This is a genomic window from Yersinia enterocolitica subsp. enterocolitica (assembly GCF_901472495.1).
In the GTDB taxonomy this organism is placed as follows: domain Bacteria; phylum Pseudomonadota; class Gammaproteobacteria; order Enterobacterales; family Enterobacteriaceae; genus Yersinia; species Yersinia enterocolitica.
Map to the genome: position 1 here is coordinate 4,378,539 of NZ_LR590469.1, position 13,843 is coordinate 4,392,381.

The window sequence follows — 13,843 nt, forward strand, 5'->3', positions numbered from 1 at the left end:
GCAGATCGTAAAGACGCCGTAAACCCTTCCCTGGGGGCTCGACCCGCGCCGTCCCTGGCGCGGACGCTTTACTCTTCTACCTGCCTTCACCTTGCAAGATCGAGTTATCGAGGTTTGTCAGCAGTCTGAGCCTCCGGTAAGGGAGGCTTTGGTATAGAGAGTTAGACACTCACATCAATGAGATTAGACCGTTATGCCGCTTCAATTTGCCGTGGTTTCGCCGGCTGTTTTGCCACGGGTTTGGTCGCCAGTGCATCCGCTTCGAATTCATCGACATTAATAGAGCGCAGGCGGCTATGCTCTGCTTTGGTCAGTATTGCGGCTTCCTCAGCATTGATTTTCCCTTCAGCCAGCGCGCGTTTAGCGAGCTTATCCAGTCGGGTAAATGGCAAGCTCTTGCCCGCTTCTTTACTCAGGCGCTTATGAATCGGCTCTGCTGCAATCACATCCTGCAATGCCGCTTCCAGTAAACCAACCGGATTAAACTCGCTCGGTGTCAGATATTGACCACGGCCAATACGGCTGCGGGTGGCTGACGGTATTTGCAACAGTTGCGCCAACTGGTGATCCAGGCGGTCTGATGGGGCCTGATGAGCGCGTCCGAATGGGAAGACAACAAACCGCATTAACCCGGCAATAAAGCCATTCGGGAAGTTACGCAGCAAATCATCCAGCGCTTGTTCTGCCTGATTCAGTGCATCTTGTACCCCCCAATGCACCAGTGGCAGATCTTCTTTTTGACGGCCCTCATCTTCAAAGCGTTTCAAAGTGGCCGAGGCCAGATACATTTGGCTAAGAATATCCCCCAAACGGGCAGAAATTCGTTCGCGACGTTTCAGACTCCCCCCTAGCACACCCATCGAGACATCAGACAACAAGGCCAGGTTGGCGCTCAAGCGGTTCAGATGCTGGTAATAACGACGAGTACTGTCTTTGGTCGGCGTGGCACTGGTGCGGCCATTGGTCAGCCCGAGCCAGAAACTGCGGACTTTGTTGCTACCTACATGACCCAAGTGGCCGAATAGCGCTTTGTCAAAAGCGGCAACATCATTCGATTGCGCAGCCGCCATTTCATCCAGTACAAACGGGTGGCAGCGGATAGCGCCCTGACCGAAGATAATCATACTGCGGGTCAGGATATTCGCGCCTTCCACGGTGATACCAATGGGGGCTCCTTGATAACCACGGGCGACGAAGTTGGCCGGGCCAAGGCAGATACCTTTACCCCCGGCGATATCCATCGCATCCATAACTGCGCGTTGACCACGATGTGTACAGTGATACTTAACAATGGCAGATAACACCGCCGGCTTCTCACCCAACATAATGCCGCTGGTAATCAAGGTGGCTGCGGCATCCATCACATAGGCGTTACCGGCAATGCGTGCCAACGGCTCTTCAATCCCTTCCATTTTACCGATTGAGATTTTGAACTGACGGCGAATATAAGCATAAGCGCCGATACCCATCGCCACGCTTTTCAAGCTACCAGTGGCATTGGAAGGCAAGGTAATACCGCGCCCTACAGACAGGCATTCCACCAGCATCCGCCAGCCCTGACCTGCCATTTTTGGCCCGCCAATAATGTAATCTATCGGTACAAAGATATCGTTACCGCGGGTTGGGCCATTTTGGAACGGTACGTTCAGCGGGAAGTGACGATGGCCGATCTCCACCCCTGGGGTATTGGTGGGGATAAGCGCACAGGTAATCCCTAAATCAACCGTTTCGCCCAGCAGATGCTCAGGGTCAGACAGTTTGAATGCCAGCCCGAGCACTGTGGCGATGGGGGCGAGGGTTATATAGCGCTTGTTCCAGGTCAGGCGCATACCCAGCACCTGTTTGCCTTGCCATTCACCCATACAGACTGTGCCGGTATCCGGAATGGCACCGGCATCTGAACCGGCTTCCGGACTGGTCAGGGCGAAACAAGGAATCTCGTCACCGCGCGCCAATCCTGGCAAATAATGATTTTTTTGCTCTTCAGTTCCGTAGTGTTGCAGTAATTCTCCGGGGCCGAGGGAGTTGGGTACGCCGACGGTGATAGCCAATATGCCAGACACACCGGACAGTTTTTGCAGTACCCGCGCCTGAGCATAGGCTGAGAACTCAAGGCCGCCGTACTCTTTCTTAATGATCATCGCGAAGAAGCGATTCTCTTTCAGATAGGCCCACAGCTCTGGCGGCAGGTCAGCCAGTTCATGGGTAATTTGGAAATCATTAGCCATACGACAGGCTTCTTCAACCGGCCCATCAATAAATGCTTGTTCTTCTGCGGTTAATTGCGGTTTTGGATAGTTGTGCAATTTTTTCCAGTCTGGTTGGCCCTGAAATAAATCACCTTCCCACCATGTGGTTCCCGCATCAATCGCTTCTTTTTCAGTACGCGACATGGCTGGCATGACTTTACGGAACATGCGCAGTGCCGGTGCTGAAAACAGGGATTGGCGCAGTGGTGTGAGTGTCAGAGGCAGCAGAACAATCACCAGTGGCAGTAATGCCCAGTATGACCATAACTGTGCAGCCCCCATCGCTGCGGTATAAACCACAAGAATCAAACTACTGAGGTACAGGTTCACCCGGTGATAGAACAGCACACCAATAAGAACCAGCAAGGCAACAATGCTTAGAACCATCATAATGAAGCTCCTGAGATGTAGGAGGTCTGACCTGTTGAGTGATACATTTGTTGTAGTTCATCTCATTATATTTATCAATACCATTACATGTTATTTACAACTCATCTCACAAATTGGCAGCACTAACCGCTAAAACTGTTTCGGCTAATCCAAAACCGTACTGGCTAATTCATCACAGCGCTTCTCGCAGTTTATGCTATCCGGTACACTGACTGAGGAAGAATAATGATGCCATAGGACTATAAAGAGGCTCCCATGTACCACGATTTAATCCGCAGTGAACTGAATGAAGCAGCAGACACACTGGCAAACTTTTTGAAAGATGATGACAATATCAATGCTATTCAGCGCGCAGCCGTATTACTGGCTGATTCTTTTAAAGCGGGTGGTAAAGTATTGTCATGCGGTAATGGCGGTTCCCATTGTGATGCCATGCATTTTGCCGAAGAGTTGACCGGCCGTTACCGCGAAAACCGCCCAGGTTATCCGGCAATTGCTATTTCAGATGTCAGCCATATCTCTTGTGTCAGTAACGATTTTGGTTATGACTACATTTTCTCGCGTTATGTTGAAGCTGTAGGCCGTGAAGGGGATGTATTGTTAGGTATTTCCACTTCAGGTAATTCAGGTAATATCATTAAAGCCATTGAAGCCGCGCGTGCTAAAGGCATGAAAGTCATCACTCTGACAGGTAAAGATGGCGGCAAAATGGCGGGTTCTGCGGATATCGAAATTCGAGTTCCTCATTTCGGCTATGCAGACCGTATTCAGGAAATTCATATTAAAGTGATTCACATCTTGATTCAGTTGATTGAAAAAGAGATGGTAAAAGCTTGATGTGCCAAGGTGATCAACGATAGTCGTTATCTCGTTGGTCACCTTGAGATTGAGTGAAGGGTTCGGCTATTGCAGCCATATTTAGGTGCTCGGAGGAATATATGTGCGAACTGCTCGGGATGAGCGCAAATGTTCCAACGGATATTTGCTTTAGCTTTACCGGCCTGGTGCAACGGGGCGGGGGAACTGGCCCACATAAAGATGGCTGGGGGATTACCTTTTATGAAGGTAATGGCTGCCGCACGTTTAAAGATCCTCAACCCAGTTTTAATTCACCTATTGCCCGATTGGTACAAGATTATCCGATTAAATCCTGCGCGGTGGTTTCCCATATCCGTCAGGCAAACCGTGGCGAAGTGGCATTAGAAAATACCCATCCCTTTACCCGCGAAATGTGGGGGCGAAACTGGACTTATGCCCATAACGGCCAACTTAAAGGCTATCGCCAATTGGATACCGGAACGTTCCGGCCTATCGGTCAAACAGACAGTGAATATGCTTTCTGCTGGCTGCTGAATCAACTGGCAAAACGCTACCCGCGCACACCGAGTAATTGGCCCGCCGTATTTCGTTATATTGGCACCCTATGTGAGCAATTGCGCGCCAAAGGGGTGTTTAATATGCTGCTCTCGGATGGGCGTTTTGTGATGGCGTTCTGTTCAACTAATTTATATTGGATAACGCGCCGTGCGCCTTTTGGCAAAGCGACTTTGCTGGATAGGGATGTTGAAATAGATTTTCAACGCCAAACCACACCTAAAGATGTGGTTACGGTGATCGCTACTCAGCCTCTAACCGGTAATGAAACCTGGCACAAAATTGCACCAGGTGAGTTTGCATTATTCTGTTTTGGCGAGCGTATTTGATTTCGTCAGCGCATCTGATTTTGTCATCGCATACTGCGATGTCGGTGTACTGGAGGTCGGCGGGCGGCTAAGCACATACTGCCCGTTGATGACAGAAACCGAAGGCGGCATGCGGTTCTTAGCAAAATACTCATAACCCAGCTGCAATTGACGCCAGAAGCTATAATCCGAAGAGTTACGGTGGCGTTGCATATTTTGTTCAGTCATGCGGAAGGGATAGATACTGATATCCACTTTTTCCTGACCAAAGATAAATGCCGTTTGCACGTAGTTAAATATCTCGTCCATATAGGCATCAGTCATTGCATAACAGCCGATTGATTTGCAAGCGCCATGGATCATCAGATATTTCCCTGAATAACCTTGCGACTTATCATAATCATTTGGGAAGCCAATATTGATAGCCCGATAAAACTTACTGTCGGGTTTTAAATGGCGCATATCAATAGTGTAAAAACCTTCCGGGCTCTTAAAATCCCCTTCACGGCGTTTTGGGCCAAGTCCACCTGAGAATTCACAGATACGGTAGCTTTGCACCAAACGATACTCACCTTGTAACCTGGCATATAATTCCAGAGTACGTTCTTCTTTGAAGATTTGAATATAGACCGATGACCCTAGTAATTGCTGTTTTAGCTCTTTGGATACCGCCACCGGCTCACTGGCTGAACTGGTGAAGGAGGCCGCAGGCAAACAAATTATCATCGCAAACATTATCGTCACGAATGACGGCGCGATTTTGCCCATTCTTATTCCTACTTATTTTTATAGATGCCACTGACTTTCTGATTTATAGGCGCAGATTATCAGTCAGAAAATTTTTAGCAATATATGTTTTGTATAAAATAAATACAAAATCGTTAAAGATGAATCAACAATACGATTTTACCGAATATATACAAAATTTAGCAGTAAATTATTTGTGTTTGCTTGACTCAAGTCACTGCATTTATCAGACAGTGCAGGGTGGCAAATGCTAAAATTGCTCACTGCTGATGGCTCGCTCAGTTATTGGCTGTTTCGCTATTTAGGCTTCGATAACATCCAATAAGGGTATCAGATATTAATATCTGCGACTCTTTCGGTCAGTATTTATGTTTGTGTCATGGATTCGGTATTAAGACATCGTTATATGCAAGATCTTATCTTTACGCCGCTGTACGCTTTGGGATTATGTGCAGCATGTGATAAAACTAATAAAGTCGTTTAACCCTATGATAAAAATAAAGAAAGGACTTAACCTCCCCATCGCTGGGGCACCAGTGCAGGTAATCGAAGAGGGGCCAGACATTCATTATGTGGCTTTACTTGGTGAAGAGTATGTTGGGATGCGTCCCTCTATGTTGGTTCAAGAAGGCGATTGGGTAAAGAAAGGTCAGGCGCTATTTGAAGACAAAAAGAATCCAGGTGTGATGTTCACCGCCCCTGCCAGTGGCAAAGTCAGTGCCATCAATCGTGGTGAGCGGCGGGTTCTGCAATCTGTGGTGATTGAAATTGACGGGGACGAGCAAGTTCCGTTTGAACATTATGAGGAGTCTTCTCTCAATCAACTGAGTGATGAACAAGTGCAGCGTCACTTGCTGGCATCGGGTTTATGGACTGCTCTGCGTACCCGCCCTTTTAGCAAAACTCCTGTTCCTAATAGTCGCCCGCGGGCCATTTTTATCAGCGCCATGGATACCCAACCATTGGCTGCCGACCCGCAAGTGATAATTGCCACCGAGTCTGAGGCCTTCAATCATGGTTTAACTATATTGGCCCGTCTGACTGAAGGGAAAGTGCATGTTTGTCATGCGCCGGGGCAGGCCGTTGCCAGCTATCAGAACGCACAGGTGACTTACAATGAGTTCTCTGGCCCGCATCCTGCTGGTTTGGTAGGAACTCATATCCATTTCCTTGAGCCGGTCAGTCTGAACAAAACGGTATGGCATGTGGGCTATCAGGATGTGATTGCCATCGGCAAATTATTTACTCGTGGTGAGCTGTGGACAGATCGTATCGTCTCACTGGCTGGGCCGCAGGTGGAGCAGCCGGTTTTACTGCGAACTCGCCTTGGGGCCAGTTTATCTGAACTGACTGCCGGTCGACTGAAAGAGGGGGATAACCGCATTATCTCCGGTTCCGTGCTCAGCGGTACTGCTTTCTCTGCCACTCATGGCTATCTCGGGCGTTTTCATCAACAAGTGTCTGTCATCCGCGAAGGGCGAGAAAAAGAGCTATTCGGTTGGGTGATGCCGGGGCGTGATAAATATTCGATTACTCGCACCACATTAGGCCATTTCTTCAAGCACAAGTTGTTTGCTTTCTCCACGGATATGCATGGTGGGGAGCGCGCGATGGTGCCGATTGGTAACTATGAGCGCGTTATGCCTCTGGATATTTTGGCCACTCATTTGCTGCGTGATCTGCTAGCTGGCGATACTGACAGCGCCGCAGCGCTTGGATGTCTGGAATTGGATGAAGAAGATTTGGCTCTGTGTACATTTGTCTGCCCCGGTAAGTATGAATATGGGCCGGTATTGCGCGACATACTGACCAAGATTGAGCAGGAAGGATAACCGATGGGCCTGAAAAGTTTTCTTGAGAAAATAGAGCACCACTTTGAAGCTGGTGGCAAGCTTGAGAAGTATTACCCGCTGTATGAAGCTGCGGCCACCATTTTTTATACCCAAGGTAAAGTGACACCGGGTGCCTCTCACGTTCGCGATGCTATTGATCTGAAACGAATGATGATTCTGGTGTGGCTGGCGGTATTCCCGGCGATGTTCTGGGGGATGTATAACGTCGGTGGGCAGGCGATACCGGCGTTAAACCAACTCTACAGCGGCGCAGAACTACAACAGATTATTGCCAGTGACTGGCATTATCGGCTGGCGCAACTACTGGGCGCATCACTCGCCCCCGATGCCAATTGGGTGAGTAAAATGGTGCTCGGCGCTGTTTATTTCCTGCCGATTTATGCCGTGGTATTTGTGGTGGGCGGTTTTTGGGAAGTGGTGTTTTCCATTATCCGCAAACATGAAATTAATGAAGGTTTTTTTGTTACCTCGATTCTGTTTTCCCTGATAGTCCCCCCGAGCTTACCATTATGGCAGGCGGCGCTGGGGATCTCTTTTGGGGTAGTGATTGGCAAAGAGATCTTCGGCGGTACTGGGCGCAACTTCCTTAACCCGGCACTGGCGGGGCGTGCTTTCCTATTCTTTGCTTATCCGGCACAAATATCGGGTGACCTGGTTTGGACTGCTGCAGATGGTTTTTCGGGGGCAACGCCTTTATCGCAATGGAGTGTTAACGGTAGCCACAGTTTGGTCAATACCGTCTCGGGTCAACCTATCACTTGGATGGATGCCTTCCTTGGTAATATTCCCGGTTCGATTGGCGAAGTATCTACGCTGATGATTCTTATCGGTGGGGCCATTATCCTCTTCGGTCGCGTGGCGTCCTGGAGAATCGTGGCTGGGGTCATGATTGGCATGATAGCAACCGCCTATCTGTTTAACTGGGTCGGCTCCACAACCAACCCGTTATTCGCCATGCCGTGGTATTGGCATCTGGTGCTCGGTGGCTTTGCCTTTGGCATGATCTTTATGGCGACTGATCCGGTATCCGCTTCCTTTACCAATAAAGGTAAGTGGTGGTATGGCGGCTTGATTGGTGCGATGTGTGTATTAATCCGCGTCGCCAATCCTGCTTATCCGGAGGGAATGATGCTGGCGATTCTGTTCGCTAACCTGTTTGCGCCACTGTTCGACTATGTGGTTGTTCAGGCCAATATCAAGCGGAGGAAAGCCCGTGGCGAATGATAAACCAAGAAATAATGACAGCATCGGTAAAACACTGCTGGTGGTCATCGTGCTCTGTCTGGTGTGTTCTGTCATCGTGGCGGGTGCCGCAGTAGGTTTGAAAGCTAAGCAACAAGAACAGCGCTTACTTGATAAGCAACGCAATATTCTGGCAGTGGCAGGATTACTGCAACCGAGAATGCCAGCAGAAGAAGTACAGCGTGAGTTTACGCAGCGGATTGAACCGCGCCTGCTGGATTTGCAGAGCGGTGAGTTTATTCAACAAGATCCGGCAACCTTTGATCGCGTGCAGGCACTGCGTGATAACCAAATGAGTATTGCGCTGACACCAGCACAGGATATGGCCGGTATTCGCCGTCGAGCGAATGTGGTTGAAATTTATCTGGTGCGCAGTGAAAGCGGGCAGGTCGATAAAATTGTGTTACCGATTTACGGTTCTGGTTTGTGGTCAATGATGTATGCCTTTGTTGCTATCGACACTGACGGTAAAACCGTACGTGGTATCACCTATTACGATCAAGGTGAAACCCCTGGGCTGGGGGGGGAAGTTGAAAACCCGATTTGGCGTAACCAATGGATTGGCAAGCGGTTATTTGACGATCAAGGGCAACCGGCTATTCGTATTGTTAAGGGGCGAGCGCCTGCTAACGATCCCCATGCAATAGATGGTTTATCTGGTGCGACGCTGACATCCAATGGGGTACAAAACAGCTTTGACTTTTGGCTCGGTGAAAACGGCTTTGGCCCGTTCCTGAAAAAAGTGCGTGAAGGGGGGTTAAAAAATGGCTGATAGCAAAGAGATTAAACGGGTCTTATTGGGGCCGTTATTTGATAACAACCCGATTGCGCTGCAAATTCTGGGCGTGTGCTCTGCTTTGGCAGTCACCACCAAATTGGAAACGGCTTTAGTGATGACACTGGCGGTAACCTTGGTTACAGCATTCTCCAGCTTCTTCATCTCATTGATTCGCAATCATATTCCAAACAGCGTACGTATCATTGTTCAGATGGTGATTATTGCCTCATTGGTCATCGTGGTGGATCAGATTTTGCGCGCTTATGCCTATGAGATATCCAAACAGTTATCAGTATTTGTTGGCCTGATTATCACTAACTGCATTGTGATGGGGCGCGCAGAAGCTTATGCAATGAAATCCCCACCAATCGAAAGCTTTATGGATGGCATCGGCAATGGCTTGGGCTATGGCGTGGTGTTAGTGCTGGTAGGTTTTGTCCGTGAGTTGATTGGCTCCGGTAAATTGTTTGGTGTGACGGTGCTGGAAACTGTCCAGAATGGCGGCTGGTATCAGCCTAATGGATTGTTCCTGTTGGCACCTAGTGCATTCTTTATTATTGGCTTGCTGATTTGGGGCCTGCGAACCCTAAAACCTGCGCAGATTGAGAAGGAGTAATTGATGATGGAACATTACATCAGTCTGTTTGTCCGCGCAGTGTTTGTTGAGAATATGGCGTTAGCATTCTTTCTGGGAATGTGTACTTTCCTGGCAGTTTCCAAGAAAGTCTCGACCGCCTTTGGCCTTGGTATTGCGGTAACCGTCGTCTTGGGAATCTCTGTGCCTGCTAACAATTTGGTTTATAACCTGGTTCTACGGGATGGCGCATTAGTTGAGGGTGTTGACCTCAGTTTCCTGAATTTTATTACCTTTATTGGCGTTATCGCCGCCATCGTACAGGTGCTGGAAATGATCCTGGATCGGTATTTTCCCACTCTGTACAACGCACTGGGTATTTTCCTGCCACTGATTACAGTGAACTGCGCCATCTTCGGTGGTGTGTCGTTTATGGCACAGCGTGATTATAACTTCCCTGAATCCATCGTTTATGGATTTGGTTCCGGTATCGGTTGGATGTTAGCCATTGTCGCGTTAGCGGGTATTCGTGAAAAAATGAAATATGCCAATGTGCCTGCGGGCTTACAGGGGTTAGGGATCACCTTTATCACCACCGGACTGATGGCCTTAGGGTTTATGTCTTTCTCCGGCGTGAACCTATAAAGGCAGGAATAATTCATGGAAATAATTCTAGGCGTAGTGATGTTCACCCTCATTGTCTTGGCATTGACGGTGATGATTTTATTTGCCAAGTCAAAGCTGGTGAATACTGGTGATATTACAATTGATATAAATGAAGATGCAGATAAGAGTTTCACTGCTCCGGCAGGGGACAAGCTGCTCAATATGCTTTCCAGCCATGGCATATTTGTTTCTTCCGCGTGTGGCGGTGGCGGCTCTTGTGGGCAGTGCCGTGTGACGATTAAAGAAGGCGGTGGAGATATTTTGCCCACCGAGCTTTCTCATATTTCAAAGCGGGAAGCCAAAGAAGGTTGTCGGCTGGCATGTCAGGTTAGTGTGAAACAGAATCTGAAAATTGAATTGCCGGAAGAGATCTTTGGGGTGAAAAAGTGGGAATGTGAAGTTATCTCTAATGATAATAAAGCCACATTTATCAAAGAGCTGAAGCTTAAAATATCGGATGGCGAGGTGGTGCCATTCCGTGCCGGGGGCTTTATCCAAATTGAGGCTGAACCCCATTCGGTAAAATACGCTGATTTTGATGTGCCTGAGGAATATCGTGGCGATTGGGATAAATTCAATTTATTCCGGTTTGAATCAGTAGTGGCGGAGCCAACAGTGCGCGCTTATTCAATGGCAAACTATCCGGAAGAGCACGGTATTATCATGCTAAACGTGCGTATTGCCACGCCGCCACCATCAGTACCAGATGCTCCACCAGGAATCATGTCTTCCTATATTTGGTCGCTAAAACCGGGTGACAAAGTGGTGATTTCCGGGCCGTTTGGCGAGTTTTTTGCCAAAGATACTGATGCAGAAATGGTCTTTATTGGCGGCGGCGCGGGTATGGCACCAATGCGTTCGCATATTTTTGATCAACTTAAACGGCTGCATTCAAAGCGCAAAATCAGCTTCTGGTATGGTGCGCGTTCACGGCGCGAGATGTTTTATGAAGAAGATTTTGATCAGTTACAGGCTGAAAATGATAATTTCCGTTGGCATGTGGCTTTGTCTGACCCGCAGCCAGAGGACAATTGGACGGGTTATACTGGCTTCATTCATAATGTGTTATTAGAAAACTACCTTAAAAATCACCCAGCACCTGAAGATTGCGAATTTTATATGTGTGGTCCGCCAATGATGAATGCGGCAGTCATCAAGATGCTGAAAGACCTTGGTGTGGAAGATGAAAACATTATGCTCGATGATTTTGGTGGCTGAGTTGGCACCACTCGGATTTCTACATAAATTGGGGATATTGTGCGAAAACATATAATGCATTGGCTAATGGCTGCTGTGGGGGTTTTGTTGCTAACAGGCTGCGGCCCTGAGCAAATCAACCTCGAAGGTAAAACTATGGGCACCTCATATTCAATTAAGTATGTGAGTGACTCATCAACCTTCAGCCCGAAAAAGTTACAACAGGAAATAGATCGTCAACTGGAGCAAGTTAATGATCAAATGTCGACTTATCGGCCGAATTCCGAACTGAGCCGTTTCAATAAAAGTCAGAAAGTGGATACGCCATTTCCTGTTTCTATTGCTACCGCCAAGGTGGTGCGTGAGGCTATTCGTATTAACCGCCTGACTGACGGAGCGTTGGATGTGACTGTCGGGCCGTTGGTTAATCTATGGGGTTTTGGCCCAGAAGGACGACCCAATGTAGTGCCTACTGATGCTGAGCTCACCAAACGCTGGGAATGGGTTGGTATTGATAAACTTGCCGTAGAAAATGGTGCTTTAATCAAACGTATTCCTGAACTGTATGTTGATCTTTCTGCTATAGCTAAAGGATATGGGGTCGATGTTGTTGCCGAATATTTGGAGGCGCAGAATATCGATAACTATATGGTCGACATTGGCGGTGAGGTTCGGACTCGGGGCAATAATGGGGAGAATAAACCTTGGCGCATTGCTATTGAAAAGCCTGTTGCAGGGTCAGAGCAAAGTGCGCAAGAGATTATCGAACCTGGTCGAATGGCTATCGCAACTTCTGGTGATTACCGTAATTACTTTGAACAGAATGGCGTGCGCTATTCACACACCATTGACCCTGCTACTGGTCGGCCGATTAACCATCGCTTAGTTTCCATTACTGTTTTAGACCCAAGCTGTATGACCGCTGACGGGCTTTCGACTGGATTAGGTGTGCTTGGGCCGGAGCGAGGAATGGCATTAGCTAATTTATTGGGCATTCCGGTATTTATGATAGTGAAAACTGATGATGGTTTTGAAGAACGCTCTTCAGAGTCGTTCAAATCTTATCTGCAAAAGCGGCTGTGACAGGAGAGGGATATGTTAACTGTTTTTATCGCGTCCTTTGTCTTTTTTCTCTTGGTCATTGCTGGGATGTCGCTGGGTTATATCGTAAAACGTAAAACTTTACAGGGCAGTTGTGGAGGCATTGGTGCTTTGGGGATGGAGAAAGTGTGTGATTGCCCCGAGCCTTGTGATTCGCGTAAGAAACGGTTAGCTAAAGAGGCCGCACGCCAGAAAGCTTTGGAACAGTATCGTATTCTATAGTTGGGTTCTAAATTGCCTTTCCGCATGTAAAACCCCTCGCTCAATAAGGATTTTAGCGAGGGGTTTTATTTTTTTATATCCTAAATAATTGAGTGACAGGAAGTCAGCACACATGCAGTTTGAAATATGACGGGTAGAGTTATTTATTGTCGTGGACTATCTTTTTAAATTGGCTTGGAGAGTCGACCATGACACCATTAGCACCTAACTCTTTTGCTTTCTTATAATCTTTAGGAGTATTAATTCCGAAGAAAATAATATGTGCATTTGTATTTTTACGGAAACAATCAACGGCTTCTTTGTCCCAGCTTAAAATAGTTTTAGAACGCCCCTCACCCAGAGAATATTTTTCCACAACTTCGACTTCACGATGTAACTCCAGCCCATACCAACGTTCTTTATTATCATCGGGTAACTGGCATTTATGGTCCATGACAATGTTAGCTAATTCAGTGCGGGTGGTATTACGGCTTTCAAAACGCTTAATTTTTTCGGATTTATCGCTGGCCTCATTGACCTTATCCAGCGCATTTAAATACTTATCTTCGGTTGAATAGACTCGGGTTCTGCCTAGCCTGTTTTCTTCACCTTTAGTGGATGCTTCCAGTGTTTTTTGTAGTGCTTTGGCAAACGCAACAGGATTTGCATCTGGTGATTTAATGTCGAGGTAAAATGTTGTTGTTGGGAATGCTTTCAATACGTCATCCAGCGTAGGAATACCAATGCGTGAAGCTGATTTAGGTTGAATATTATGTTTTTCATTATAATTAACGCTGGCATCAACTTGGGCAAGTTGTTGTGCAGTATAGTCAGAAACCTTCCCCGATTTATTGGTTAATTCCTTAAGATCAGCAGGGCGATACAATACCGGAATATTGTCCTTTGATAACTGTAGTGTTATCCAGATTGCATCTGCGCCATTAGCCAATGCTTTTTTGATGGCTGGAATCGTATTTTCAGGTGCATCGGCTGTTCCACCACGATGGGCAATAATTTGTGGTGACTGGAGGTGTGTTGTTGAGTTGACTGAATTAGCATGTGTTACAAAAGTAGCAGAGAGTAATATAGTTGCCATGATATAATTTCGCATAATATTTAATTTCCATCCATTGACTGGTGATGAGTTGTTGCAGGGTGATGTT

13 protein-coding genes are annotated in these 13,843 nt (G+C 47.4%); 10 read left to right on the forward strand and 3 right to left on the reverse strand.

The annotated features are described in order from the left end of the window. Positions 1–191: 191 nt before the first annotated feature. Entirely contained in the window at positions 192–2,639 is a 2,448-nt protein-coding gene (fadE, locus tag FGL26_RS20570; protein WP_005167497.1) for an acyl-CoA dehydrogenase FadE, read from the reverse strand. Between the two features lie 255 nt (positions 2,640–2,894). Here fadE and lpcA point away from each other — a divergent pair, with 255 nt between their 5' ends. Continuing rightward, entirely contained in the window at positions 2,895–3,476 is a 582-nt protein-coding gene (gene lpcA / locus FGL26_RS20575) for a D-sedoheptulose 7-phosphate isomerase (RefSeq protein ID WP_005167499.1), read from the forward strand. 101 nt (positions 3,477–3,577) lie between these two features. Further along, complete coding sequence (locus FGL26_RS20580; RefSeq protein ID WP_005160484.1) at positions 3,578–4,342, forward strand: class II glutamine amidotransferase; 765 nt, start codon at positions 3,578–3,580, stop codon at positions 4,340–4,342. Here FGL26_RS20580 and dpaA read toward each other — a convergent pair. Further along, positions 4,316–5,089 (reverse strand): peptidoglycan meso-diaminopimelic acid protein amidase, encoded by a 774-nt coding sequence (gene dpaA / locus FGL26_RS20585; protein ID WP_005167502.1) that lies wholly within the window; start codon positions 5,087–5,089, stop codon positions 4,316–4,318. The two genes, FGL26_RS20580 and dpaA, sit on opposite strands and share 27 nt — an antisense overlap. Positions 5,090–5,556: 467 nt before the next feature. On the opposite strand from dpaA, the gene FGL26_RS20590 reads away from it, so the two are divergent. The 8 genes from FGL26_RS20590 to nqrM are packed head-to-tail and all read left to right on the forward strand — an operon-like array spanning position 5,557 to position 12,701. Further along, positions 5,557–6,900, forward strand: coding sequence for a Na(+)-translocating NADH-quinone reductase subunit A (locus FGL26_RS20590; RefSeq protein ID WP_005167503.1), 1,344 nt, complete (start codon positions 5,557–5,559; stop codon positions 6,898–6,900). 3 nt (positions 6,901–6,903) lie between these two features. Further along, positions 6,904–8,145 carry an NADH:ubiquinone reductase (Na(+)-transporting) subunit B gene (locus FGL26_RS20595; RefSeq protein WP_005167505.1) on the forward strand — a complete coding sequence of 414 codons (1,242 nt, stop codon included), beginning with the start codon at positions 6,904–6,906 and terminating at the stop codon, positions 8,143–8,145. After that, the gene (locus tag FGL26_RS20600) at positions 8,135–8,935 is read left to right on the forward strand and encodes a Na(+)-translocating NADH-quinone reductase subunit C (protein ID WP_005160492.1); all 801 of its coding nucleotides are present in this window, start codon (positions 8,135–8,137) and stop codon (positions 8,933–8,935) included. Before FGL26_RS20595 ends, FGL26_RS20600 begins: the two co-directional genes overlap by 11 nt. Next, a complete protein-coding gene (locus FGL26_RS20605; RefSeq protein WP_005160493.1) occupies positions 8,928–9,557 on the forward strand; it encodes an NADH:ubiquinone reductase (Na(+)-transporting) subunit D in 630 nt (209 codons plus the stop codon). The genes FGL26_RS20600 and FGL26_RS20605 overlap by 8 nt, the downstream gene beginning before the upstream one ends. Positions 9,558–9,563: 6 nt before the next feature. Beyond that, a complete protein-coding gene (gene nqrE, locus FGL26_RS20610; protein WP_005167508.1) occupies positions 9,564–10,160 on the forward strand; it encodes an NADH:ubiquinone reductase (Na(+)-transporting) subunit E in 597 nt (198 codons plus the stop codon). 15 nt (positions 10,161–10,175) lie between these two features. Further along, a complete protein-coding gene (gene nqrF / locus FGL26_RS20615) occupies positions 10,176–11,399 on the forward strand; it encodes an NADH:ubiquinone reductase (Na(+)-transporting) subunit F (RefSeq protein ID WP_032912609.1) in 1,224 nt (407 codons plus the stop codon). A gap of 39 nt (positions 11,400–11,438) precedes the next feature. Beyond that, positions 11,439–12,461 carry an FAD:protein FMN transferase gene (locus FGL26_RS20620; RefSeq protein ID WP_072092340.1) on the forward strand — a complete coding sequence of 341 codons (1,023 nt, stop codon included), beginning with the start codon at positions 11,439–11,441 and terminating at the stop codon, positions 12,459–12,461. A gap of 12 nt (positions 12,462–12,473) precedes the next feature. After that, positions 12,474–12,701 (forward strand): (Na+)-NQR maturation NqrM, encoded by a 228-nt coding sequence (gene nqrM / locus FGL26_RS20625; protein ID WP_005167513.1) that lies wholly within the window; start codon positions 12,474–12,476, stop codon positions 12,699–12,701. 139 nt (positions 12,702–12,840) lie between these two features. Here the strand turns inward: nqrM and FGL26_RS20630 are convergent, their stop codons facing one another. Next, entirely contained in the window at positions 12,841–13,791 is a 951-nt protein-coding gene (locus FGL26_RS20630) for a glycerophosphodiester phosphodiesterase family protein (RefSeq protein WP_032909263.1), read from the reverse strand. Positions 13,792–13,843 lie beyond the last annotated feature (52 nt).

Bases quoted from the DNA above. Each gene is read 5' to 3' on its own strand.
- lpcA (WP_005167499.1), top strand. From the start codon at position 2,895: ATGTACCACGATTTAATCCGCAGTGAACTGAATGAAGCAGCAGACACA.
- nqrM (WP_005167513.1), top strand. From the start codon at position 12,474: ATGTTAACTGTTTTTATCGCGTCCTTTGTCTTTTTTCTCTTGGTCATT.
- FGL26_RS20590 (WP_005167503.1), top strand. From the start codon at position 5,557: ATGATAAAAATAAAGAAAGGACTTAACCTCCCCATCGCTGGGGCACCA.
- fadE (WP_005167497.1), bottom strand. From the start codon at position 2,639: ATGATGGTTCTAAGCATTGTTGCCTTGCTGGTTCTTATTGGTGTGCTG.
- nqrF (WP_032912609.1), top strand. From the start codon at position 10,176: ATGGAAATAATTCTAGGCGTAGTGATGTTCACCCTCATTGTCTTGGCA.
- FGL26_RS20595 (WP_005167505.1), top strand. From the start codon at position 6,904: ATGGGCCTGAAAAGTTTTCTTGAGAAAATAGAGCACCACTTTGAAGCT.
- FGL26_RS20605 (WP_005160493.1), top strand. From the start codon at position 8,928: ATGGCTGATAGCAAAGAGATTAAACGGGTCTTATTGGGGCCGTTATTT.
- dpaA (WP_005167502.1), bottom strand. From the start codon at position 5,089: ATGGGCAAAATCGCGCCGTCATTCGTGACGATAATGTTTGCGATGATA.
- nqrE (WP_005167508.1), top strand. From the start codon at position 9,564: ATGGAACATTACATCAGTCTGTTTGTCCGCGCAGTGTTTGTTGAGAAT.
- FGL26_RS20630 (WP_032909263.1), bottom strand. From the start codon at position 13,791: ATGCGAAATTATATCATGGCAACTATATTACTCTCTGCTACTTTTGTA.
- FGL26_RS20580 (WP_005160484.1), top strand. From the start codon at position 3,578: ATGTGCGAACTGCTCGGGATGAGCGCAAATGTTCCAACGGATATTTGC.